At 72.8% G+C, this 22,822-nt stretch carries 24 protein-coding genes and 1 pseudogene; 21 read left to right on the top strand and 4 right to left on the bottom strand.

The features are described from left to right. Positions 1 to 61 precede the first annotated feature (61 nt). The 7 genes and pseudogenes from ACWD0J_RS13010 to ACWD0J_RS12980 all read left to right on the top strand — a co-directional run. A pseudogene (locus ACWD0J_RS13010) lies at positions 62 to 289 on the top strand (PAS domain-containing protein); the annotation flags it as partial. A 547-nt stretch (positions 290 to 836) separates the two neighbouring features. After that, a complete protein-coding gene (locus tag ACWD0J_RS13005) occupies positions 837 to 1,784 on the top strand; it encodes a superoxide dismutase (RefSeq protein WP_451495842.1) in 948 nt (315 codons plus the stop codon). 167 nt (positions 1,785 to 1,951) lie between these two features. Further along, complete coding sequence (locus ACWD0J_RS13000) at positions 1,952 to 2,785, top strand: M55 family metallopeptidase (protein ID WP_451495841.1); 834 nt, start codon at positions 1,952 to 1,954, stop codon at positions 2,783 to 2,785. Further along, positions 2,778 to 4,082 carry a M20/M25/M40 family metallo-hydrolase gene (locus tag ACWD0J_RS12995; RefSeq protein WP_451495840.1) on the top strand — a complete coding sequence of 435 codons (1,305 nt, stop codon included), beginning with the start codon at positions 2,778 to 2,780 and terminating at the stop codon, positions 4,080 to 4,082. Before ACWD0J_RS13000 ends, ACWD0J_RS12995 begins: the two co-directional genes overlap by 8 nt. A gap of 16 nt (positions 4,083 to 4,098) precedes the next feature. Then, the gene (locus ACWD0J_RS12990; protein ID WP_451495839.1) at positions 4,099 to 6,051 is read left to right on the top strand and encodes a prolyl oligopeptidase family serine peptidase; all 1,953 of its coding nucleotides are present in this window, start codon (positions 4,099 to 4,101) and stop codon (positions 6,049 to 6,051) included. Next, positions 6,048 to 6,971, top strand: coding sequence for a S66 peptidase family protein (locus ACWD0J_RS12985; protein WP_451495838.1), 924 nt, complete (start codon positions 6,048 to 6,050; stop codon positions 6,969 to 6,971). The genes ACWD0J_RS12990 and ACWD0J_RS12985 overlap by 4 nt, the downstream gene beginning before the upstream one ends. Before the next feature lie 29 nt (positions 6,972 to 7,000). Beyond that, positions 7,001 to 7,573 (top strand): GNAT family N-acetyltransferase, encoded by a 573-nt coding sequence (locus ACWD0J_RS12980; protein ID WP_451495837.1) that lies wholly within the window; start codon positions 7,001 to 7,003, stop codon positions 7,571 to 7,573. A gap of 94 nt (positions 7,574 to 7,667) precedes the next feature. Here the strand turns inward: ACWD0J_RS12980 and ACWD0J_RS12975 are convergent, their stop codons facing one another. Continuing rightward, on the bottom strand, positions 7,668 to 8,018 hold the full coding sequence (locus tag ACWD0J_RS12975) for a VOC family protein (protein WP_451495836.1): 351 nt from the start codon (positions 8,016 to 8,018) through the stop codon (positions 7,668 to 7,670). A gap of 120 nt (positions 8,019 to 8,138) precedes the next feature. Here ACWD0J_RS12975 and ACWD0J_RS12970 point away from each other — a divergent pair, with 120 nt between their 5' ends. Beyond that, positions 8,139 to 8,648 carry a phage holin family protein gene (locus tag ACWD0J_RS12970; protein WP_451495835.1) on the top strand — a complete coding sequence of 170 codons (510 nt, stop codon included), beginning with the start codon at positions 8,139 to 8,141 and terminating at the stop codon, positions 8,646 to 8,648. 172 nt (positions 8,649 to 8,820) lie between these two features. On the opposite strand, the gene ACWD0J_RS12965 is transcribed toward ACWD0J_RS12970, so the two are convergent. Then, on the bottom strand, positions 8,821 to 9,780 hold the full coding sequence (locus ACWD0J_RS12965) for an LLM class F420-dependent oxidoreductase (protein WP_451495834.1): 960 nt from the start codon (positions 9,778 to 9,780) through the stop codon (positions 8,821 to 8,823). A gap of 547 nt (positions 9,781 to 10,327) precedes the next feature. Between ACWD0J_RS12965 and ACWD0J_RS12960 the strand changes: the two genes are divergently transcribed. The 12 genes from ACWD0J_RS12960 (at position 10,328) to ACWD0J_RS12905 (ending at position 18,442) form a co-directional block, all read left to right on the top strand. Then, positions 10,328 to 12,178, top strand: coding sequence for a transketolase (locus ACWD0J_RS12960; protein ID WP_451495833.1), 1,851 nt, complete (start codon positions 10,328 to 10,330; stop codon positions 12,176 to 12,178). Further along, positions 12,175 to 13,149: a non-homologous end-joining DNA ligase gene (ligD, locus tag ACWD0J_RS12955; RefSeq protein ID WP_451495832.1), complete on the top strand. Its 975-nt coding sequence runs from the start codon at positions 12,175 to 12,177 to the stop codon at positions 13,147 to 13,149. The genes ACWD0J_RS12960 and ligD overlap by 4 nt, the downstream gene beginning before the upstream one ends. Before the next feature lie 45 nt (positions 13,150 to 13,194). After that, positions 13,195 to 13,563 (top strand): gas vesicle protein GvpO, encoded by a 369-nt coding sequence (locus ACWD0J_RS12950; RefSeq protein ID WP_451495831.1) that lies wholly within the window; start codon positions 13,195 to 13,197, stop codon positions 13,561 to 13,563. Positions 13,564 to 13,637: 74 nt separating this feature from the next. Next, positions 13,638 to 14,063, top strand: a complete 426-nt coding sequence (locus ACWD0J_RS12945) for a gas vesicle structural protein GvpA (RefSeq protein WP_451495830.1) — start codon at positions 13,638 to 13,640, stop codon at positions 14,061 to 14,063. Continuing rightward, on the top strand, positions 14,060 to 14,830 hold the full coding sequence (locus ACWD0J_RS12940) for a GvpL/GvpF family gas vesicle protein (RefSeq protein WP_451495829.1): 771 nt from the start codon (positions 14,060 to 14,062) through the stop codon (positions 14,828 to 14,830). The genes ACWD0J_RS12945 and ACWD0J_RS12940 overlap by 4 nt, the downstream gene beginning before the upstream one ends. A gap of 6 nt (positions 14,831 to 14,836) precedes the next feature. After that, complete coding sequence (locus ACWD0J_RS12935; protein ID WP_451495828.1) at positions 14,837 to 15,100, top strand: gas vesicle protein GvpG; 264 nt, start codon at positions 14,837 to 14,839, stop codon at positions 15,098 to 15,100. Further along, positions 15,097 to 15,735: a DNA primase gene (locus tag ACWD0J_RS12930; RefSeq protein ID WP_451495827.1), complete on the top strand. Its 639-nt coding sequence runs from the start codon at positions 15,097 to 15,099 to the stop codon at positions 15,733 to 15,735. Before ACWD0J_RS12935 ends, ACWD0J_RS12930 begins: the two co-directional genes overlap by 4 nt. Then, positions 15,735 to 16,868 carry an SRPBCC family protein gene (locus tag ACWD0J_RS12925; protein ID WP_451495826.1) on the top strand — a complete coding sequence of 378 codons (1,134 nt, stop codon included), beginning with the start codon at positions 15,735 to 15,737 and terminating at the stop codon, positions 16,866 to 16,868. Before ACWD0J_RS12930 ends, ACWD0J_RS12925 begins: the two co-directional genes overlap by 1 nt. Continuing rightward, positions 16,865 to 17,203, top strand: coding sequence for a gas vesicle protein (locus ACWD0J_RS12920; RefSeq protein WP_451495825.1), 339 nt, complete (start codon positions 16,865 to 16,867; stop codon positions 17,201 to 17,203). Before ACWD0J_RS12925 ends, ACWD0J_RS12920 begins: the two co-directional genes overlap by 4 nt. Next, positions 17,200 to 17,961 carry a GvpL/GvpF family gas vesicle protein gene (locus ACWD0J_RS12915; protein WP_451495824.1) on the top strand — a complete coding sequence of 254 codons (762 nt, stop codon included), beginning with the start codon at positions 17,200 to 17,202 and terminating at the stop codon, positions 17,959 to 17,961. Before ACWD0J_RS12920 ends, ACWD0J_RS12915 begins: the two co-directional genes overlap by 4 nt. After that, entirely contained in the window at positions 17,958 to 18,146 is a 189-nt protein-coding gene (locus ACWD0J_RS12910; RefSeq protein ID WP_286065636.1) for a gas vesicle protein, read from the top strand. The genes ACWD0J_RS12915 and ACWD0J_RS12910 overlap by 4 nt, the downstream gene beginning before the upstream one ends. After that, positions 18,143 to 18,442 (top strand): gas vesicle protein K, encoded by a 300-nt coding sequence (locus ACWD0J_RS12905; RefSeq protein WP_451495823.1) that lies wholly within the window; start codon positions 18,143 to 18,145, stop codon positions 18,440 to 18,442. The genes ACWD0J_RS12910 and ACWD0J_RS12905 overlap by 4 nt, the downstream gene beginning before the upstream one ends. Positions 18,443 to 18,553: 111 nt before the next feature. Here the strand turns inward: ACWD0J_RS12905 and ACWD0J_RS12900 are convergent, their stop codons facing one another. After that, positions 18,554 to 19,375 (bottom strand): methyltransferase domain-containing protein, encoded by an 822-nt coding sequence (locus ACWD0J_RS12900; RefSeq protein WP_451495822.1) that lies wholly within the window; start codon positions 19,373 to 19,375, stop codon positions 18,554 to 18,556. Between the two features lie 124 nt (positions 19,376 to 19,499). Continuing rightward, complete coding sequence (locus tag ACWD0J_RS12895; protein WP_451495821.1) at positions 19,500 to 20,993, bottom strand: phosphatase PAP2 family protein; 1,494 nt, start codon at positions 20,991 to 20,993, stop codon at positions 19,500 to 19,502. 129 nt (positions 20,994 to 21,122) lie between these two features. Here ACWD0J_RS12895 and ACWD0J_RS12890 point away from each other — a divergent pair, with 129 nt between their 5' ends. Then, positions 21,123 to 22,742 carry an ABC-F family ATP-binding cassette domain-containing protein gene (locus tag ACWD0J_RS12890; RefSeq protein WP_451495820.1) on the top strand — a complete coding sequence of 540 codons (1,620 nt, stop codon included), beginning with the start codon at positions 21,123 to 21,125 and terminating at the stop codon, positions 22,740 to 22,742. Positions 22,743 to 22,822: the final 80 nt, after the last annotated feature.

Genomic DNA, 22,822 nt, shown 5'->3' with positions numbered 1-22,822 from the left:
GATCTCGCGCGGCCGTGCGGAAAGAGGGCCTGGAGGCCCTGCGCGCGGGCCGGCATCTGCCATGGACCGTGGCACCGACAGGGAAGCTCCTTCCCGTCTCGGCGCCGGCAACGGCACGGCACGGGACACCGAGCCGGGGCGCATCCCGCTGGCCGTGGTCGTGGTGGACCGTGACGGCCTGGTGTCCCACTGGAGCAGCGGCGCCCGGCGCCTGTTCGCCGTCGCCGAGCAGGACGCGATCGGCAGGCCGGCGGCCGATCTGCTGCCCGTCTCCTGGGCGCTCCCCGAACACGACTTCAGGCCGGGGCCGAGGCCGTCGTAGGCCGCGTACGGTCCGCAGGAGGCGGGCTCCGCTCAGGTTCTCCTCGGGGCCTGCCCGCCGCAGTCCGCCCGCGTCCGCGGCGAGGACGAGCAGCCGCTCCCGTCCGGGGCCGACCAGCGGGTAGGCCCACCACAGGACGTCGACGCGGTCGCTCCCCGGCACGGTGAGCCGGGCGCGGCCCGCCGCCGGGTACGACAGCCGTCCGCCGAGGGACCCATCCGCGCCCTCAACACGCGCGGCGGCCGCAAGGACGACGTGGCCCTGCTGCCGGCCCGCCTCAACGGCATCACGCCCGACGACGTCGCCGAATGGCGGCTGCCCCTCGACCCGGCCCAGGCCGGCCGGGCCCGCGCGGTGGTCCGCGTGGCTGATGGCGGGCCGCACGGCGTGACCGCAGGGGCGGCCGGGGCCGCGGGGAACCCCCCAAAGCGCCGGGACGTTGCCAACAGGCGCCCTCGTCAACGTGATTGTTGTCGTTCCTGTCAGCGCGACCAACGCCATGGAGGTCCCCACCATGACCCCGACCCACCCCCGCCCGACCCGGCGTGCCGTGCTCGGCGGCGCGACCCTGGCCGCCCTGGCCGTGACGGTCGGCGCCGGTACGGCGAGCGCGACCCCGGACACGGCCTGGCCGACCCGGTTCCCGCTCCCGAACGGCTGGCTCCCCGAGGGCATCGCCATCGGCAGCAAGCCGTACGCCTACCTGGGATCGCGCGCCAACGGCGCCATCTACCGCACCGACCTGCGCACCGGTGAGGGCAAGGTCCTCTTCGCGGGCGGCACCGGCCTGATCTCGGTCGGCCTGAAGGTCGACGACCGCGCGGGCCTGCTGTACGTCGCCGGGAACACCGGTGTCGGCCGGGTCCACGACTCCCGCTCCGGTGAACTCCTCGCCACGTACCGACTGACCCCGGCCACCGGCCACTTCATCAACGACGTCACCCTGCTCGGCGACCGCGCCTGGTTCACCGACTCGCGCGACGCGGTGCTCCACAGCGTCCCGCGCGGCGGCCGGGCCGGCGCCGTCCGCGCCCTGCCGCTCACCGGCGACTGGACGCAGCTGCCCGACGTCAACAACGCCAACGGCATCGTCGGCACCCCGGACGGCCGCGGTCTGATCGTCGTCAAGAGCACGCCGGGCGAGCTGTACCACGTGAACCTCAGGACGGGACACGCCACCAGGATCACGCTGGCCGGCCAGGACACCGTCGTCAACGGCGACGGTCTGTGGCGCGTCGGCCGCACCCTGTACGTCGTACAGAACCGCCTGAACCTGGTCAGTGTCTGGGACCTCGACAGGACGGCCACCACGGCGACCCTGCGCAGGACGATCACCGACCCGCGCTTCGACGTGCCCACCACGGCCGCCCGCTTCGGCGACCGGCTGTACCTGGTCAACGCCCGCTTCACCACGACCCCGACGCCCGAGACGACGTACGACGCCGTCGCGGTCTCCCTCTGACCCCGCGCGAAGAGGCGGTTCGCCCTCCGGAGCCCGAGGGCGAACCGTCTCAGTGCCGGCCGTCAGCCGGTCGTGCGGCCGCGGCGGCAGGCCACCCGGCCCGCGCCCCGGCGCGGGTGCCCGCGCTTCCTGGCCGGTTCCGCCTGCGGCGCGTAACGTGACGGAGCATGAAGATCCTGATCAGCGCCGACATGGAGGGCGCCACCGGGGTGACCTGGCCGGCCGACGTGCTGCCGGGGACCCCGCAGTGGGAGCGGTGCCGCTCGATGTTCACCTCGGACGTCAACGCCGCCGTCCTCGGGTTCTTCGACGGCGGCGCCGACGAGGTCCTGATCAACGAGGCCCACTGGTCCATGCGCAACCTGCTCCTCGAACAGCTCGACGAGCGGGCCCAGATGCTCACCGGCCGCCACAAGTCGCTGTCCATGGTGGAGGGCGTGCAGCACGGCGACGTGGACGGCATCGCCTTCGTCGGCTACCACGCGGGCGCCGGCGCGGAGGGCGTCCTCGCGCACACCTACCTCGCCAACTCCGTCACCGGCGTGTGGCTGAACGACGTACGGGCGAGCGAGGGCCTGCTCAACGCCCATGTCGTCGCCGAGTACGGGGTGCCGGTCGTGCTGGTCACCGGAGACGACGTGGCCTGCGAGGACGCGCTCGGCTACGCCCCCGAGGCGCTGAAGGTCGCCGTCAAGGACCATGTGTCGCGCTATGCGGCCGTGTGCCGTACGCCGGCCAGGACCGCCGCCGACATCCGGGCGGCGGCCAAGGCGGCCACGGCCCTGGCGGTCCGTCAGGAACCGGTGCGGGGCGGACCGTTCACCGTGGCACTGGAGTTCGACGCCGAGCACCTGGCGATGGCCGCCACCGTCGTGCCGGGCGTGGCGCGGATCGGCGAGCGGAAGGTGGCGTACACCAGCGGCACCATGTACGAGGGGATCCGCACGTTCAAGGCGGTGACCACGATCGTCTCGGCCGCCGTGGAGGAGCAGTATGGCTGACCAGCAGGGACTGGACGAGGTCGTCGAGTTCACCTCCGGCCTCATCCGCATCGACACCGTCAATCGCGGCGGCGGTGACTGCCGGGAGCGCCCCGCCGCCGAGTACGCCGCCGAACGGCTCGCCGGGGCGGGCCTGGACCCCGTCCTGCTGGAACGCACCCGGGGCCGCACGAACGTCGTCGCCCGGATCGGGGGCACCGACCCGTCGGCGGACGCCCTGCTCGTCCACGGTCACCTGGACGTCGTGCCCGCCGAGGCCCGGGACTGGACCGTGCACCCCTTCTCCGGGGAGATCCGCGACGGGGTCGTGTGGGGCAGGGGCGCCGTCGACATGAAGAACATGGACGCGATGATCCTCGCCGTCGTCCGCGGCTGGTCCCGCCAGGGCGTACGGCCCCGGCGGGACCTCGTCGTCGCGTTCACCGCCGACGAGGAGGCCAGCGCCGAGGACGGCTCCGGATTCCTCGCCGACGAGCACCCCGGGCTGTTCGAGGGCTGCACGGAGGCCATCGGCGAGTCGGGGGCGTTCACCTTCCACGACGGGAGCGGGCGGGAGCTGTACCCGATCGCGGCCGGCGAGCGCGGAACCGCCTGGCTGAAGCTCACCGCACGCGGGCGGGCCGGCCACGGCTCCAAGGTGAACCGGGAGAACGCCGTGACCCGGCTCGCCGCCGCGATCACCCGGATCGGCGAGCACGAGTGGCCGCTCAGGCTCACCCCGACCGTGCGCGCCGCGCTCACCGAACTCGCCGCGCTGCACGGCCTCGACACCGGCCTCCACGACGTGGACGCGCTGCTCGACAAGCTCGGCCCGGCGGCGAAGCTCGTCGAGGCGACCGTCCGCAACAGCGCCAACCCGACCATGCTGGACGCCGGTTACAAGATCAACGTGGTTCCCGGGGAGGCCGTGGCGTATGTCGACGGACGCTGCCTCTTCGGCACCGAGGCCGAGTTCCGCGCCACCCTCGACGAACTCACCGGACCCGGCGTGGAGTGGGAGTTCGAGCACCGGGAGGTCGCCCTCCAGGCACCGCTGGACTCGACGACGTACGCGCGGATGCGGGCCGCCGTCGAGGAGTTCGCGCCCGCGGGGCACGTGGTGCCGTACTGCATGTCCGGCGGCACGGACGCCAAGCAGTTCTCACGGCTGGGGATCACCGGCTACGGCTTCACACCGCTGAGACTTCCCGAGGGCTTCGACCACCAGGCCCTCTTCCACGGGGTCGACGAACGGGTGCCCGTCGAGGCGCTGCACTTCGGCGTCCGTGTCCTCGACCGCTTCCTGCGCACGGCCTAGGCATCCGGGAGACGAAGTGCGGACGTTGGCGTACGGTTCCTGGCCCTCGCCCATCGACGCGGCGCTCGCCGCCGCGCACGACGGGCACCCCGAGTACGTGGGCTTCGTCGGTGACGAGGCCTGGTGGACCGAGCCCCGGCCCACCGAGGGCGGCCGGCGCACCCTGGTGCGCCGGCACGCCGACGGCACGCGCGAGCCGGTGCTGCCCGCCCCGTGGAACGTGCGCAGCCGGGTCATCGAGTACGGCGGCCATCCCTGGGCCGGAGCGGTGGTGGACGGCGAACCGCTCGTCGTCTTCGTGCACTTCGCCGACCAGCGCCTGTACCGCTGCCGGCCGGGCGGCGAACCGGTCCCGCTCACCCCTCTTTCCCCGGTCGGCGGCGGACTGCGCTGGGCGGAGCCGCAGCTGCGCCTCGCACACGGCGAAGTGTGGTGCGTGCTGGAGGAGTTCACCGGCGAGAGGCCCACCGACGTACGCCGGGTCCTGGCCGCCGTACCGCTGGACGGCTCGGCGGCCCGGGACCGGCACGGCGTCCGTGAACTCAGCGACGGCCGGCACCGGTTCGTCACCGGCGCCCGCCTCACGCCCGACGGGCGGCGGGCGGCCTGGCTCGCCTGGGACCACCCGCGCATGCCGTGGGACGGCACCGAGCTGATCGTCGCCGACGTCACGGACGACGGCACCTTCGGGCCGGCCCGGACGGTGGCCGGGGGACCGGAGGAGTCCGTCGCGCAGGCCGAATGGTCGGCGGACGGCCGTCTGCTGTACGCGAGCGACCGCACGGGCTGGTGGAACCTGTACCGCGACGGCGAACCGCTCTGCCCGCGCGAGGAGGAGTTCGGCGGACCCCTGTGGCAGCTCGGGTCCCGCTGGTTCGCCCCGCTGGAGGGCGGACTCGTCGCCGTCGTGCACGGCCGCGGCGCCACCACCCTCGGCGTGCTCGACCCGGAGACCGGCGAACTCGTCGACGCGGCCGGCCCCTGGACCGAGTTCACGCCCACCCTCGCGGCGCACGGCGACCGCGTGGTCACCGTCGGAGCCAGCCCGCGCAGCGCGTACGAGGTGGTCGAGCTGGACACCCGCACCGGCCGGGCCCGGGTGGTCGGAGCCCCGCACGACGACGCCGTGGACCCCGCCCACTACCCCGAACCGCAGATCCGCACTTTCACCGGGCCCGCCGGACGCGAGGTCCACGCCCACGTCTACCCGCCGCACCACCCCGGCTGCGCCGCGCCCGGCGGGGAACTGCCGCCGTACGTGGTGTGGGCACACGGCGGCCCCACCGGACGCGCACCGCTCGTCCTCGACCTCCAGATCGCCTACTTCACCTCACGCGGCATCGGGGTCGCCGAGGTCAACTACGGCGGCTCGACCGGCTATGGCCGGGCGTACCGCGACCTGCTGCGCGAGCAGTGGGGGGTGGTCGACGTCGAGGACTGCGCGGCCGTCGCGCTCGCGCTCGCCGACGAGGGCACCGCCGACCGCGACCGGCTGGCGATCCGCGGCGGCAGCGCGGGCGGCTGGACCGCGGCCGCCTCGCTCGTCGCGACCGACCTCTACGCCTGCGGCACGATCCTCTACCCGGTCCTCGACCTGGTCGGCTGGGGCGCGGGGCAGACCCACGACTTCGAGTCGCGGTACCTGGAGAGTCTCGTCGGACCTTACGACGAGGTCCCCGGCCGGTACGTGCAGCGCTCGCCCGCCGAGCACGCCGACCGGATCACCGCGCCCTTCGTCCTGATGCAGGGACTGGACGACGTGATCTGCCCGCCCGCGCAGTGCGAGGAGTTCCTCGCCCGGATGGCGGGCCGCCGGGTGCCGCACGCGTACCTCACGTTCGAGGGGGAGGGCCACGGGTTCCGGCGGGCGGAGACCATGATCCGCGTGCTGGAGTCCGAACTCTCCCTGTACGCCCAGGTGTTCGGGCTGAACCCGCCCGGCGTCCCGACACTGGAGCTCACCAGGTGAAGGAACTCGTCCGGCCGGTGCGGCTGGCCCCCGGCGCCCGGGTCGCCGTCGTCGCGCCCAGCGGGCCCGTCGCCGAGGAGCGGCTGGAGGCCGGTCTCGACGTACTGCGCGGCTGGGACCTCGACCCCATCGTGGCCCCCCATGTGCTGGACCGGCACGGTGAGTTCGCCTATCTGGCGGGTACGGACGCCGACCGGGCCGCCGACCTGCAGAGCGCGTGGTGCGACCCGGCCGTGGACGCGGTGCTGTGCGCGCGGGGCGGCTACGGGGCACAGCGGATGGCCGACCTGCTGGACTGGGAGGCGATGCGGGCGGCCGGGCCCAAGGTGTTCGTGGGCTTCAGCGACATCACCTCGCTCCACCAGGCGTTCGCCACCCGGCTGGGCCTGGTCACCCTGCACGGACCGGCGGCCGCCGGCGTCGACTTCATCAAGAACGCGGGGGCGCAGGAGCACCTCAGAGCCACGCTGCTGGCTCCGGAGACGGTCCGCACCCTCGTCTCCCGGGGCACCGCCCTGGTCCCCGGACGGGCCCGGGGGGTCACGCTGGGCGGCTGTCTGAGCATGCTCGCCTCCGACCTCGGTACCCCGCACGCCCGCACCACGGCACGCGGCGGGCTGCTGCTGATCGAGGACGTCGCCGAACAGGCGTACCGCGTCGACCGGATGCTGACCCAGCTGCTGCGCGGCGCCTGGCTCGACGGCGTCACGGGTATCGCGCTCGGCTCCTGGACCGACTGCGGTCCGTACGCCGACCTGCGGGCGGTCCTCGCCGACCGGCTCGGCGGCCTGGGCGTGCCCGTCCTGGAGGAGTTCGGGTTCGGGCACTGCGAGGGGGCGTCGACGGTTCCCTTCGGTGTCGCCGCCGAGCTCGACGCCGACGCGGGCACCTTGACGCTCGACGAACCGGCGCTGCGCTGATGCGGGCGGGTGAGCCGTAGGGTGGCGGGGTGCCTCACCATGTTTCCCGCTATCTCGCCGAAGGCCCGCGCGTGGGCCTGCGGCACTTCACCTACGAGGACGGCGCCGAGTTCACGGCCCGGGCCAGGGAGAGCAGGGAACTGCACCGGCCGTGGCTGTTTCCGCCGGACAGCCCCGGCGCGTACACCGCGTACGCGGGGCGGCTGATCGAGGATCCGGCCAAGGCCGGGTTCCTGGTGTGCGAGAAGGCACCGGAGCCGGGCGGAGCCGTCGCCGGGGCCATCGCCGGGTTCATCAACATCAACAACATCGTCCAGGGCGGATTCCAGTGCGGGGCGCTCGGCTACGGCGCGTTCGCGCACGCAGCCGGGCGCGGGCTGATGCGGGAGGGGCTCGACCTCGTGGTCGGGTACGCGTTCGGGCCGATGCGGCTGCACCGGCTGGAGATCAACGTGCAGCCCGGCAATGCCGCGTCCATCGCGCTGGCCAAGGCCTGCGGGTTCCGGCTGGAGGGCTTCTCGCCGGACATGATCTTCGTCGACGGGGCCTGGCGGGACCACGAGCGGTGGGCGATCACCGCCGAGATGCGGCCGGCCGGCTGATCGCCACGCGGCGACCGGGCACGGGACCGGAAGCGCGCCGCGACGCGGCGCCGGACCGGAAGCACGCCGCGACCCGGCGCCGGGCCGGAAAGCGCTACACGCCGCCGCGGTCCACGTACTCGTACACCGCCCCGTCCGGGTGCATCGCGATCAGGTTGCGGCCCGCCGGCGTCGCGACCGGGCCCGCGATGACACGGGCGCCGAGTTCCGTCAGCACCCGGTGCGCCTCGTCGACGTCCTTGACCGCGATCGTGGCGGCGACCTTGCGCAACACGTCCAGCTCGGCCTGGGGTCCGCTCATCAGCAGGAAGCAGCCGACCGCGGCGACCTGGACGCCGCCGCGTTCGAAGCGCAGGGCGGTGCCGCCCGCGAGCCGTTCGTAGAAGGGGACCGCGGTCTCCAGGTCGTCGACGCAGACGCGCAGCGTGGCTCCCAGAATGTCCATGCGGGAAAGCCTAGTTGGGGCCGGCGGGGCGCGGAGATCGTTTCACACGATCCCCTCTCCCCGACGGCAGGCGCCCCGCCGGAAGCGTTACGCGCCGGTGGCCGGGGGTACCCGGCGGCCATGGACCGCTTGGAGCAGCTGGACAAGCACCTGGTCGACGAGGTGGCGCAGGTCGCGCGCGAGACCATCCGCGAGGAACTGCGCGAACAGAGCCGCAAGCAGCGCCGTAGGGCCATGCTGTACGCCGCCTCCGGCACCGTCGCCCTGTACGCGGGCGCGGCCCTCGCGCTCGCCGCCGGACTGGCGCTCGCCCTCGTCCTGCCCGACTGGGCCGCCGCACTGATCACCGCGGCGATCCTCGGCGTCGTCGCCTACGTGCTGCGCGGCGCCGCCCGTCCCTCCGCGTCCCGGCCGTCGCACCCGCAGGGATCCGGCCCCACCGCGAGCGGTCACCGGCCGGGCGCCGGCGGCACGCTGCCGTCCGGCTCGCCGGGCGCCACCGACCTGTCGTACCCGCCGATGCCGCCCGTGGCTCCCCAGGTAGGCGCCCCGGCCCCCGGCGCGTCCGGGACCCCGGCCGCGCCGCGGCCCGACGGCAGCGTCCCCGAGCAGCCGCACCACCGGGCGTGACGCGTGGTGCGCCGCATCCGCGGGGGGCGGTTGCCGGCGGGCGGTTGCCAGCGTGACGGACGGTAACTCCGTTCCGGGCTTCGGGGACTTCGGGGGCCGCTTCGGGGGCTCTCGGGGGCCGGGGAAGCCCCCGGCCCCCGAGAGCCCCCGAGTCTCGTCGTCCGGCGGGTCCTCAGCCGCCCTGGAGCTGCGGCAGCACCTTCGTGCGGTAGAAGTCGAAGAAGCCGCGCAGGTCGGGGCCGATCTGGTTGACGTAGACGACGTCGAAGCCCGCGTCGGCGAACTGCTTGAGTTCCGCGACGTGTTCCTCCACGTCGTCGCCGCACACCCGGTTCTGGCGGACCATGTCCTCGGTGACCAGCGACTGCGCCTGCTCGAAGTGCTTGGGCGAGGGCAGCACCTGGCCCAGCTCGCCGGGCAGTTGCTCGTTGGCCCAGAGCCGGTGCACGGTCCGTACGGCCTCGTCCTTGTCGGTGTCGTAGCAGACCTTGGTGCCGCCGCTGACGAGCTTTCCGCCGCCTCCGCCCTTGCGGTACTGCTCCACCATCGCCGCGTCCGGCTGGATGGTGATGTAGCCGTCGGCCACCCGGGAGGCGAGCTGGGTGGCCGCGGGCCCGAAGCCGGAGACGTCGATCGGGACGGGCTCGTCGGGGACGGTGTACAGGCGGGCGTTCTCCACCGTGTAGTGCGTGCCGTGGTGGCTGACCTCCTCGCCGGTGAACAGCCGCCGCATCACCTGGATGGCCTCCTCCAGCATCTCCAGCCGGACGTGCGCGGGCGGCCAGGCGTCGCCCAGGATGTGCTCGTTGAGCGCCTCGCCGGTGCCGACGCCCAGCCGGAAACGGCCGTTCGTCATCACCGCGCTGGTCGCCGCGGCCTGCGCCACCACCGCCGGATGCATCCGTACGGTCGGGCAGGTCACCGCCGTCTCGATCGGCAGGGACACGGCCTCCGACAGGGCGCCGATCACCGACCAGACGAACGGGCTCTGGCCCTGCGCGTCGTTCCACGGGTGGTAGTGGTCGGAGATCCACAGGGCCTGGAACCCGGCCTGTTCGGCCATGCGCGCCTGCTCGACGAGCTCGGCGGGACCGTACTGCTCGCACGAGAGGAAGTAACCGTATTCGGGCATGGGGGGTGTGCCTCCACGGAGTGGGCGGGTGGTTCGCCGTCCCGGGTACCCGGCGGCCACGGCGGAAACCGGGCGAACACCGGCCGCGGCGGCGCCCCGGCGGACGTTTGGCTGACCTGACCAGGGGGACGCGGAAGTCTCCCGAGGTACGCGACAGCGCCGGAGGCGAACCGTGAGTCGACCCCGCATCGTGATCGCCGGTACCGGCTTCGCCGGGTACCGGACCGCCCGCGAGCTGTCCCGCGTGTCCCGGGGCAAGGCCGGGGAGGGACGCGGAGGACTCGACGGGCCCCGACCCGGGCTCCGAGCCCGCCGGCAGCCACCCGGGCCCCGAGCCCGCGAGAAACCAGCCGGGCCCTGAGCCCGCGAGAAACCAGCCGGGCCCTGAGCCCGCGAAGAACCAGCCGGGTCCCGAGCCCGTGAAGAACCAACCCGGCGGCGAACCCGCCGGGAACCAGGACAACACCGGCGGTGAGCCCGACCGGGCTCCCGGCCCCGTCAAGCGGACCGACGGCACACCTGACGTCACCCCCGCGGAAGGAGACTCATGAACACCGGTGAACTCGTCGAACTGGCCCAGCAGTTGCGCGTCGACAGCGTGCGCGCCTCGGCCGCCGCCGGCTCCGGGCACCCGACGTCCTCGATGTCCGCCGCCGACCTGATGGCCGTCCTCTTCGCCCACCACTTCCGCTACGACTTCGACCGCCCCGCCCACCCCGGCAACGACCGTTTCGTGTTGTCCAAGGGGCACGCCTCGCCCCTGCTGTACTCCGTCTACAAGGCGGTCGGCGCCGTCGACGACGAGGAACTGCTCACCTTCCGCACGCTCGGCAGCCGGCTCGAAGGGCACCCCACGCCCCGGCAACTGCCGTGGGTGGAGACGGCCACCGGCTCGCTCGGGCAGGGACTGCCGGTCGGCGTCGGCATCGCGCTGTCCGAGAAGCGGCTGGACCGCACCGGCTACCGCGTGTGGGTGCTGTGCGGCGACAGCGAGATGGCCGAGGGATCGGTGTGGGAGGCCGCCGAACAGGCCGGACACGAGCACCTCGACAACCTCACCGTCGTCGTCGACGTGAACCGGCTCGGCCAGCGCGGCGCGACCCGGCACGGCCACGACCTCGACGCCTACGCCCGCCGCTTCCAGGCCTTCGGCTGGCACACCGTCGAGGTGGACGGCCATGACGTCGACGCGATCGACCGGGCGTACGGCGAGGCCGTCTCCACCAAGGGCCAGCCGACCGCGATCCTCGCCCGCACCCTCAAGGGCAAGGGAGTCGCCGACGTCGAGGACCGCGAGGGCCTGCACGGCAAGCCGCTGAAGAACGCCGACGACGCGATCGCCGAACTCGGCGGGCCCCGCGACCTGCGCCTCCAGGTGAACGAGCCGCCGACCGTCCGCATGCTGCACGCCGTGCACGCCGGGAACCTCGAACTGCCCCGCTTCGACAAGGGCGGTGACGAGGTCGCCACCCGCAACGCCTTCGGGCAGGCGCTCGCCGCGCTCGGCACCGGACGCAGTGACGTCGTCGCCCTGGACGGCGAGGTCGGCGACTCCACGCGCGCGGAGTTCTTCGCCAAGGAACACCCCGACCGCTACTTCGAGTGCTACATCGCCGAGCAGCAGATGGTCGCCGTCGCCGTCGGACTCGCCGCGCGCGGCTGGGTGCCGTACGCCACCACCTTCGCGGCCTTCCTCACCCGCGCGTACGACTTCATCCGCATGGCGTCCATCAGCGGCTCCGGCATCAACCTGATCGGCTCTCACGCGGGTGTGGCGATCGGGCAGGACGGGCCCAGCCAGATGGGTCTGGAGGACCTGGCGATGATGCGGGCGGTGCACGGCTCGACCGTGCTGTACCCGTGCGACGCCAACCAGACGGCTCGTCTCGTCGCCGCGATGGCGGGTCTGGAGGGCGTCCGCTATCTGCGCACCTCGCGCGGCGAGAGCCCGGTGATCTACGGGCCCGACGAGGAGTTCCCGATCGGCGGCAGCAAGGTGCTGCGCTCCTCCGGGCAGGACCGGATGACGATCGTCGCCGCGGGCGTCACCGTGCACGAGGCACTGGCCGCCGCCGACGCGCTCGCGGGGGAGGGCATCAGCGTCCGGGTGATCGACCTGTACTCGGTCAAGCCCGTCGACCGGCCCACCCTGCGCCGGGCCGCCGAGGAGACCGGCTGCCTGCTGACCGTGGAGGACCACCACGAGGAGGGCGGCCTCGGCGACGCCGTCCTCGACGCGTTCGCCGACGGGCGGCCCGTGCCGCGTCTGGTGCGCCTGGCCGTCCGCTCGATGCCGGGCTCGGGATCCCCGGAGGAGCAGCTGCACGCCGCGGGCATCGACGCCGAGTCGATCGCGGCGGCCGGGAAGCTGTTGGTGGAGGAGGCGGTCGTGCGGTGAGCGGCGAGGGACCGCGCACCGTCCGTCGTGCGGTGAGCGGCGAGGGACCGCGCACCGTCCGGGCCGGCCGGCGCACGGTGCGGGTGCATCGCCCGGACAAAATCCTCTTCCCCGGGGGCGGCGGCGCGAAGGAGTACACCAAGGGCGACCTGGTCGACTACTACCGGTCCGTCGCCCCGTTCATGCTGCCGCACCTGCGGGGCCGCCCCCTGATGCTGGAGCGGCATCCGGACGGCGTCGGCGGCCCCCGGTTCATGCAGAAGAACACCCCGGACTCCTCCCCTGAGTGGATCACTCGCGTCGAGGTCGCCAAGGAGGGCGGCACCGTCCGCCACACCGTGTGCGACGACACCGCCACCCTGCTGTACCTCGCCGACCAGGCCGCCCTCACCCTGCACCGCTGGCTGTCCCGTGCCGGCCGCGTCGAGCGGCCGGACCGGATGGTCTTCGACCTCGACCCGCCCGGGGACTCCCGGGAGGACTTCGCGGTGGTACGGGAGACGGCTCTGCTGCTGGGTGAACTGCTCGACGAACTGCACCTGCCCTCGGCGCTGATGACCACCGGCTCACGGGGCCTGCACGTGGTGGTGCCGGTCGCCGGCCGCCATGACTTCGACGAGGTGCGGGAGTTCGCCCGGGAGGTGGCCGACACCCTCGTGGCCGGCCACCCCGGTCAACTCACCACCGCGGCCCGCAAGAAGGACCGCGGTGACCGGCTCTACCTGGACATCCAGCGCAACGCCTACGCCCAGACCGCGGTCGTCCCCTACACGGTCCGCGCCAGACCGGGCGCCCCGGTGGCCACCCCCCTCGCCTGGTCCCAGCTGGACGATCCCGGCCTGGACGCCCGGCGTTGGACCATCGCCGACGCTGTCGAGCAGGCCCGCACCGACCCGTGGGCCGATGTGATGCGCAGGGGCCGCGCCCTGGGACCGGCACGCCGCCGACTGAACGCGTTGATGCCACGCTGAAGGTTTGGCCAACGAACGAGCGGCCACCCGAAGTAAGAGGTGGCGATGTCGAACACAAAAAACACATCAGACGCACACGATTCACAGGGTCCCCCCGAAGGGGAGGAAAAGGACACAGGGGGGAGTGCGACGAGGAGACGACGCCCGCGCCCCATGGAGGTGCTGCGCGACGCGTGCACCCAGCTCGGGGAGCTGACCGGCATGTCCGCGGAGAACGTGTCGTCCTTCGAACAGACCGAGGACGGCTGGTCGCTCGAGGTCGAAGTCCTCGAACTGGCCCGCGTGCCCGACACGATGAGCCTGATGGCGACTTACCAGGTCGAGCTCGACCCGGAGGGCGAGCTCACCGGTTATCGGCGCGTTCGACGCTACGAACGCGGGCGGGCCGACCCCCACAGGTCCGGCGGCCGGTAGGGCCGCCCAGCTGAACAGCACCAACCCGCATACCAACCCGCATACCAACCCACAGACAAGGAGGCGCGGTCGACATGACCGTTGTCCCGGCTCAGCAGAGCGGCGGCGGAGGCGGCAGCAGTGGCCTCTACGACGTGCTGGAACTCGTCCTCGACAGGGGGCTTGTCATCGACGCGTTCGTACGGGTCTCCCTGGTCGGCATCGAGATCCTGAAGATCGACGTCCGGGTCGTGGTGGCCAGCGTGGACACGTATCTGCGCTTCGCCGAGGCGTGCAACCGGCTCGACCTGGAGGCAGGGCCGCGCAAGAGCCCCGGCCTGCCCGACATGGTCGGCCAGATCACCGAGTCCGGCGCCCGCGGCAAGTCCAAGGGCGCGCTCTCCGGTGCGGCCGACACCATCTCCGGCGCCTTCAAGCAGGCGCGCGAGGAGGGCCAGACCGAGTCCCGGCCCCGCGCCCGCAAGTCCACCGCCGCGCGCAGGAAGGACGAAGAGGAGTGAGCACCTACGTCTACGGCATCACGGCCTCGTCCCATCCCGGGCTGCCCGAGGGCATGGCGGGCGTCGGTGATCCGCCGCTTCCCGTGCGCATCCTGCGGGAGGGCGAGCTGGCGGCCGTCGTCAGCGACGCCCCCGAGGGGCTGCGGCCCAAGCGCAAGGACCTCCTCGCCCATCAGAACGTGCTGAGCGAGGTGGGCGCGGAGGGCTGCATCCTGCCCATGCGGTTCGGCAGCGTCGCCCCGGACGACGGCACGGTCACCGGGGTGCTCGCCGAGCGCGCCGACCACTACCAGGAGCGGCTGCGGACGCTCGACGGCAAGGTCGAGTACAACGTCAAGGCCACGCACGACGAAGAGGCCGTACTGCACCGCGTGATGTCCGAGAGCCCGGAGATCCGCGCCCTGACCGAGGCCAACCGGCAGTCGGGCGGCGGCAGTTACGAGCAGAAGCTGCAACTCGGCGAGATGGTCGTCGCCGCGGTCAAGGCCCGGGAGGCCGAGGACTCCGGCGAGGTGCAGCGTGCCCTGGAACCGCTCGCCGAGGCGATCAGCGTGGGCCCGGAGTCCAGCGGCTGGCTCGCCAACGTGTCGTTCCTGGTGGGCCGTGACTCGGCCGCGGAGTTCCTGAACGCGGTGGAGGAGATCCGCAAGGGTCATCCGCACCTCGAACTGCGCGTCAACGGCCCGCTGCCGCCGTACAGCTTCGTCGACCCCGGACCCGCCGAGCCGGCGGACAGCGCGGCCGGCCAGGGCCACGTGGAGGGATGAGGTGCGGTGGGACTCATCGGAGAGGTCCTCCTGCTGCCGTTCGCACCCGTGCGCGGCAGCGGCTGGGTGATCAGACAGGTACTGCGCGAGGCGGAACGCCTCTACTACGACCCGGCCACGGTCAGGGCCGAACTCGCTCAGCTGGAGGAGCGGTTGGAGGCGGGCGAGATAGACGAGGAGGAGTTCGACCGACAGGAGGACGACCTCCTCGACCGGCTGGAGATCGGCCTGCGCGGTGGCGCGGGGACAGGCGACGGGACGACACGATGAACCGAGTGGGACTGGGCCTCGCGATAGGGGCCGGCTACGTCCTCGGACGTACGAAGAAACTGAAACTGGCGGTCGCCGTCGGCACCTTCGTGGCGGGCAAGCGGATGAATCTGACTCCGAAGGCCGTCGCGGAACTGGTGTCCGGGCAGCTGAAGAACAATCCGCAGTTCAAGGAGATCGGGGACCAGCTCCGCGTCGACCTGCGCGGTGTCGGCAAGGCGGCCTCGGGCGCCATGGTCGAGCGGCAGATCGACGCCATCGCCGACCGGCTGCACGGCCGTACCGCCCAGGTCCGCGACCAGCTCTCGGGTGTGGTCCCGGACCTCGGGTCCAAGGACGACGACCGGGCCGAGGACGACGACCGGGCCGAGGACTTCGAGGACGAAGAGCCTCAGGAGGACTACGAGGAGCCCGAGGCCGAGCAGGCGGACGAGGCCGATGAGGAGCCCGAGCCCCGCCGTAGGCCGGCGGCCAAGAAGGCCCCGGCCAAGAGGGCCCCGGCCAAGGGGGAGCCCGCGAAGAAGACGGCGGCCAAGAAGACCGCGTCCAAGCGGACCGCCGGCAAGAAGACCGCCGCGGCCCGGGATGCCGGCCGCGGGACCCGGAACCGGCTCCCGAAGGGAGGCGGTGAGTGATGACCGAGGCACTCGGAGCGGCGCGGGGCGTCACCGACAAGGCGACGAAGAACAACCCCATCACGGACGTGGCCAAGAGCGAGGCCGCCGACCGGCTGAAGGCGGAGGTGCAGGAGTATCTCGCCGCCCAGGTCCAGCGCATGCTGGTCGGGGTCGGCCACAAGCTCGGCCAGACCACGGGGAAGCTGAACGACATCGCCGAGGGCAACAGCCCCGGCTTCGCCAAGCTCGCCCTCGACGGCGGCCGCAAGCTGGCCGAGGGCAAGGGGCCCGTGCGCAGCGCGGTGGAGCTCGGTGCCTCGCGGGCCAAGGACAAGGTGGTGAGCGCCTTCAAGGGCCTCGGCGGCGGCAAGGGCAAGAACAAGGGCGGGGCGGGCAAGAAGCCCACCGTCATCATGGAGTCCGTCGACGTGGGTGTGCCGCTGCGCACGGCCTACGACCAGTGGACCCAGTACCAGGACTTCAGCACCTTCGCGAAGGGCGTCAAGAGCGCGAACCGCGCCGACGACACGACCTCCGACTGGCAGATGAAGGTCTTCTGGTCCAACCGCAGCTGGAAGGCGAAGACCACCGAGCAGGTGCCGGACCACCGGATCTCCTGGACCTCGGAGGGCGCCAAGGGCACCACGAAGGGTGTCGTCACCTTCCACCGGCTCGCCGACAACCTCACCCGCGTGCTGCTGGTGATCGAGTACTACCCCAAGGGTCTGTTCGAGAAGACCGGCAACATATGGCGCGCCCAGGGCCGCCGGGCCCGGCTCGACCTCAAGAACTACGTCCGCTTCATCACGCTCAAGGGTGAGGCCGAGGACGGCTGGCGCGGCGAGATCCGCGACGGCGAGGTCGTCCGCGGCCACGACGAGGTCGTGGCCGAGGAGGAGGAGGCCGCCCAGGCGGAGGAGACGGACGAGGACACCGAGGACACCGAGGACGCCGAGGCGTACGAGGACGAGGAGGAAGAGGACGAGGGTCCCTACGCCGAGGACGAGACCGCGGAGGAGGGCGAGCAGGAGAAGGGCACCGAGGACGAGTACGACGAGTACGAGGACGAGGACGCCGAGGAGCCCGAGGCGGAGGCGGCGCAGGACGAGGAAGAGGAGTACGCCGACGCCGACCGCGGGAGCCGGCGATGAGCATGCCGAGCCGCCTGCCCGAGCCCTACGGGCAGGGCGGCGGCGCCAACCTCGCGGACATCCTGGAGCGCGTCCTCGACAAGGGCATCGTGATCGCCGGTGACATCCGCATCAACCTGCTCGACATCGAACTTCTCACGATCAAGCTGCGGCTGATCGTCGCCTCGGTGGACAAGGCGAAGGAGATGGGTATCGACTGGTGGGAGGACGACCCGGCGCTGTCCACCCGCGCCCGGCGCGACGAGCTCGCCCGGGAGAACGCCGAGCTGCGGGAACGGCTCGAGCGGCTGGAGCAGCTCGAGCCCTCCCGCGCCAAGGAGGAGGAGCCGTCATGACCGGACTGCGGTACGTGTATGCCGTCTGCCGCCCCTTCGGCTCCCCGTTGCAGTCCCAGCTGACGGGAGTGGCCGGCGATCCGCCCAGACTGCTGCGTCACCACGATCTGGTGGCCGTGGTCAGCCATGTGCCGGAGCGGGACTTCGCCGAGGAACCGCTCCGCCGTCATCTGGAGGACCTGGACTGGCTGACCGCGACCGCCCGCGCCCACCAGGGCGTGATCGACGCGCTCACCGTCGTCACCACCCCGCTGCCGCTGCGGCTGGGCACCGTCTTCCGCGACGACAGCGGGGTCCGCGTGATGATCGAGGAGCGTGAGGACGGCTTCCGGAGCACCCTCGACCGCCTGGAGGGGCGGGTCGAGTGGGGCGTCAAGGTGTACGCGGAGCCGCAGACCGCCGAGGAGAGCGGTCCTCCGGCGGAGAAGGCCGCGTCGGGCCGGGACTACCTGCGCCAGCGCCGCATGCGGGTGCGGACGCACGAGGACATGTGGCAGCAGGCGGAGGCCTTCGCCGGCCGGCTCCACGAGAGCCTCTCCGCGTTCGCCGAGGATTCCCGGCTGCACGCCCCCCAGAACCCCGCTCTCTCCGGTGCCTCGGGACAGAACGTGCTCAACGCGGCTTATCTCGTGCCGCGCTCCGATTCCGAGGAATTCGTGGAGATGGTGGACCGCACGAAGGACGAGGCCCCGGGAATGCGGGTGGAACTCACCGGTCCCTGGGCCGCCTATTCCTTCGCGGGGGAGGAGGGCCGGTGACGGTGATCGAGCGGCGTGAGGTCGCCCTGGTGGACCTCCTCGACCGGCTGCTGGCCGGCGGGGTCGTCATCACCGGCGACATCACCCTGCGCATCGCGGACGTCGACCTCGTCCGCATCGACCTGAACGCGCTGATCAGCTCGGTGAACGAACAGGTGCCGTCGCCGTGGGGAGAGTCGTCGTGAGCGAGCGCCGCAACCCGGTGGACCGCAACCGGCTGGACCTGGAGCCCGACACCGTCGAGCGGGACCTGGTCAAGCTGGTGCTGACCGTGGTGGAACTGCTGCGCCAGCTCATGGAGCGGCAGGCGCTGCGCCGGTTCGACGCGGGCGATCTCGACGAGGAGCAGGAGGAGCGCATCGGGCTCACCCTGATGCTGCTCGACGACCGCATGACCGAGCTGCGGGAGCGCTACGGACTGCGGCCGGAGGACCTGAATCTGGACCTCGGGCCGCTCGGACCGCTGCTTCCCCGGGAGTGATCCCGTGCCCCGGGTTCACTCCCGGGGCCCGCGGGTTCACCTCACCACCTGTACCAGCGACTCCTGCCCCCGCCCGAGGTCGTCCATTCCGGGGTGCCCGGAAGTACGGGATCAGGCTTCCTTCCGGCACAGGATCTCTCCGTGGAGGACACTGAACCACCCGTCCTCCCGCGTCCCCCACTCCCGCCACGCCGCTGAGACGGCCCGCAGTCGCTCCGCCGTCGCGTGCCCGCCCGTCACGGCCCGTTCGGCGTAGGTGGAGGCCATCGTGCGGTCCGCCCACAGGCCGCTCCACCAGGCCCGCTCACCGGCGGTGGCGAAGGTCCAGGTGCCGGAGGTCGCCCTGACGTCCGTCAGGCCCGCTCGCAGCGCCCATGCCTTCAGCCGGCGCCCGGCGTCCGGCTCGCCGCCGTTGGCGCGGGCCACCCGGCGGTACAGGTCCAGCCAGTCGTCCATTCCGGGGGAGCCGGGATACCAGGTCATCGCCGCGTAGTCCGAATCGCGGACGGCGATGAGACCGCCGGGCGCGGTGACCCGCCGCATCTCGCGCAGCGCCCGCACCGGGTCGCCGACGTGCTGGAGCACCTGATGGGCGTGGACCACGCAGAAGGTGTCGTCCGGGAAGTCCAGCGCGTGCACGTCGGCGACCGCGAAGTCGACGTTCGTCAGACCGCGTCCGGCGGCCGTGGCCCGGGCCTGGTCCAGGATGCCCGGCGCCTGGTCGACGCCGGTGACGTGCCCGTCGGGGACCAGTTCCGCCAGGTCGGCGGTGATCGTGCCGGGTCCGCAGCCGATGTCCAGGACCCGCATGTGCGGTCGCAGTGAACCGAGCAGGTATCCCGCCGAGTTGGCGGCGGTGCGCCAGGTGTGCGACCGCAGCACCGACTCGTGGTGCCCGTGCGTGTAGACGGCGGTCTCCCGTACCTCGGACATGGCTGGTCCCCTCTCGGTGTACCGGCGCACAAGGGCCGTGCGGCCCCTGAGGCGATACGGATCACCGTACGCGCGCATGTCGCATGCTGAGACCAGGTGTCTTGCGATACGGACTGACGGAGGGTCAGGTGGCGGGCCGCGGCCGGTAGACGGTGAGTGCCTGCGGCAGCTTCTCCAGCGTCACCTCGCCCGCCACCTCGGTGACCTCGCCGTCGTACGCCAGCAGCGTGCCCGGTGCGACGCCCGCCAGGTGGAGACGGCCGACCTGGACCGCCGCGTGGGCCGGGGAGCGGGTCAGCGGTCCGGCGAGGGCGGCGGCGAGCAGCCGCGCGGCGGGCCGGCGCCCGCCGTGCACGACCCGGACGTCGAGCTGACCGTCCGCCAGGTCGAGCCGGCGGCCGGGCGCGAGACCCATCCGGTGGTACGTGCCGTTGCCGACGAACACCAGCCACAGCGGCCGCGGTTCGCCGCGGAACCGGGCCTCCAGCGGATGCCGGTCGGCGCGCACCACCCGCAGCGCCGCGAGCACCCCGGCCGGCCAGCCGCCGATCCGGGACGACCAGCGCTCCCGCTCGCGCACCAGCTCGGGATACACGCCCAGGCTGAAGGTGTTGAGGAAGATGCCCTCCTGCGGGCCGCTGGTGAACCGGCCCACGTCCACCCGCACGCCCTCGCCCTCCTGGACGGCCCGGCTCAGATCGCGGACCCCCTCCACGCCGAGGTCGTAGGCGAAGTGGTTCAGCGTGCCGCCGGGCAGCACCGCGAGGGGCAGGCCGTGGCGCAGGGCGATCCCGGCGGCGGTGTTGACCGTGCCGTCGCCGCCGCACACCCCGAGCACCCGGGCCCGGGCCGCCGCCTTCTCCAGCTCCGCCGGTACGTCGGCCGGCTCGCACTCCACGATCTCGGCCGCGGGCAGGCCCGCGCGCAGCGCGCGGACCCGGTCGGCGGTGCCCGAGCCGGTGTTCGCGACCATCACCAGCCCCTCGCCGTCCGGCAGCGCGGGCACCTCCGGGTGCGGCCGGGCCGACGGCAGGACCTGCGCCCGGGTCGGCACCAGACGCCGTACGGCGAACGCGGCGCCGACGCCCAGCGCGGCACCGGCCAGCACGTCGCTCGGGAAGTGGACGCCGGTGTAGACACGGGAGGCGGCCACCGAGAACGCGACCGGCGCCACCGCCGCGCCCCAGGCCGGCGACTCCAGGGCGACCCCGGCCGCGAACGCGGCGGCGGAGGCGGAGTGACCGGACGGGAACGACGTGGTGATCGGCTGCCGCTTCAGCTGCCGGCCCAGCGGAACCGGGTCCAGCACGGGCCGCGTCCGGCGCACCGACCGCTTGCCGAGGGTGTTGATGGCCAGGGAGGCCAGGCTCAGCGAGGCCAGGCCCCGCGCGGCGGCCCGGCGGGCGCGCGGGGTGCGGCTCGCGGCCATCGCGGCCGCCGTCGCGAACCACAGCACCCCGTGGTTGGCGCTCCGGCTCAGCCGCGGCAGGACGCGCTCCGCGCCGGGCCAGTGACGTTCGGCGGCGAACTCGAAGAGCCGGCAGTCCAGGGCCAGCAGCCGGTCGCGCAGGGCGTGGGGGCCGGGCTTCAGGGCGGTGAGGTCGACGTCGGGTTTCATGCCGTGCGTGTACCCCGGCCGGCACGGAACCTGTACGGCCCCACACGCGCTGTCACGGCACCGTCCGGGTGCCGGACCGGTGGGAAATCCGCTTGTCGGAGCGGTCCGGCGACCGCAGACTGGCTTCCCATGGGACACCTGGAAGCAGCGCACCTCGAGTACTACCTCCCCGACGGGAGGGCACTGCTCGGCGATGTGTCCTTCAGGGTCGGCGAAGGGGCCGTCGTGGCCCTCGTCGGACCCAACGGCGCCGGCAAGACGACCCTGCTGCGGATGGTCGCCGGCGAGCTGAAACCGCACGGCGGGACGGTCACCGTCAGCGGCGGCCTCGGCGTGATGCGCCAGTTCGTGGGATCCGTACGGGACGAGACGACCGTACGGGACCTGCTGGTGTCCGTGGCGCCGCCGCGGATCCGTGAGGCGGCCCAGGCCGTCGACAAGGCCGAGCACGCCCTGATGACCGTCGACGACGAGGCCGCCCAGCTGACGTACGCGCAGGCCCTGTCCGACTGGGCCGAGGTGCGCGGCTACGAGGCGGAGACGCTGTGGGACATGTGCACCACGGCCGCGCTCGGCGTGCCGTACGAGAAGGCGCAGTGGCGCCAGGTGCGCACCCTGTCCGGTGGCGAGCAGAAGCGTCTGGTGCTGGAGGCGCTGCTGCGCGGCACCGACGAGGTACTGCTGCTGGACGAGCCCGACAACTACCTCGACGTGCCCGGCAAGCGCTGGCTGGAGGAGCGCCTCAAGGAGACCCGCAAGACGGTCCTGTTCGTCTCCCACGACCGTGAACTCCTCGCCCGCGCAGCCGAGAAGATCGTCTCCGTCGAGCCGGGCCCCGCGGGTGCCGACGCCTGGGTGCACGGCGGCGGCTTCGCCACGTACCACGAGGCCCGGCGTGAACGCTTCGCCCGCTTCGAGGAGTTGCGCCGCCGCTGGGACGAGAAGCACGCCCAGCTGAAGAAGCTCGTCCTGAACCTCCGTCAGGCGGCCAGCATCAGCCACGAGCTGGCCTCCCGCTACCAGGCCGCCCAGACCCGGCTGCGCAAGTTCGAGGAGGCGGGCCCGCCGCCGGAGCCGCCGCGCGAGCAGGACATCAGGATGCGCCTGAAGGGCGGCCGTACCGGGGTGCGGGCCGTCACCTGCGAAGGCCTCGAACTGACCGGCCTGATGAACCCGTTCGACCTGGAGGTCTTCTACGGCGAGCGGGTCGCCGTCCTCGGCTCCAACGGCTCCGGCAAGTCGCACTTCCTGCGGCTGCTGGCCGGCGAGGACGTGGCCCACACGGGGATGTGGAAGCTCGGCGCGCGCGTGGTGCCGGGACACTTCGCCCAGACGCACGCCCACCCCGAGCTGCAAGCCCGCACCCTCCTGGACATCCTGTGGAAGGAACACGCCCAGGACCGGGGCGCCGCGATGTCCCGGCTGCGCCGCTACGAGCTGACGAACCAGGCCGAGCAGACCTTCGAGCGGCTCTCCGGCGGCCAGCAGGCCCGCTTCCAGATCCTCCTGCTGGAGCTCCAGGGCGTCACGGCCCTGCTGCTCGACGAGCCCACCGACAACCTCGACCTGGAGTCCGCCGAAGCCCTCCAGGAGGGCCTGGAAGCCTTCGACGGCACGGTCCTCGCGGTCACCCACGACCGCTGGTTCGCCCGCTCCTTCGACCGCTACCTGGTCTTCGGCAGCGACGGCCGGGTCCGCGAGACGGCGGAGCCGGTCTGGGACGAACGACGGGTGGAACGGGCCCGGTGACCCGAGGACCACGCCGAACAGGCCGAGGCTGAGCAGGGCGGTGCCGGTCAGGTCGAGCTTGGTGCCGGCGCCCCGGCTTT

It is taken from the genome of Streptomyces sp. NPDC003011, assembly GCF_053591515.1.
This window is presented reverse-complemented; position numbering and strand designations above follow the sequence as displayed.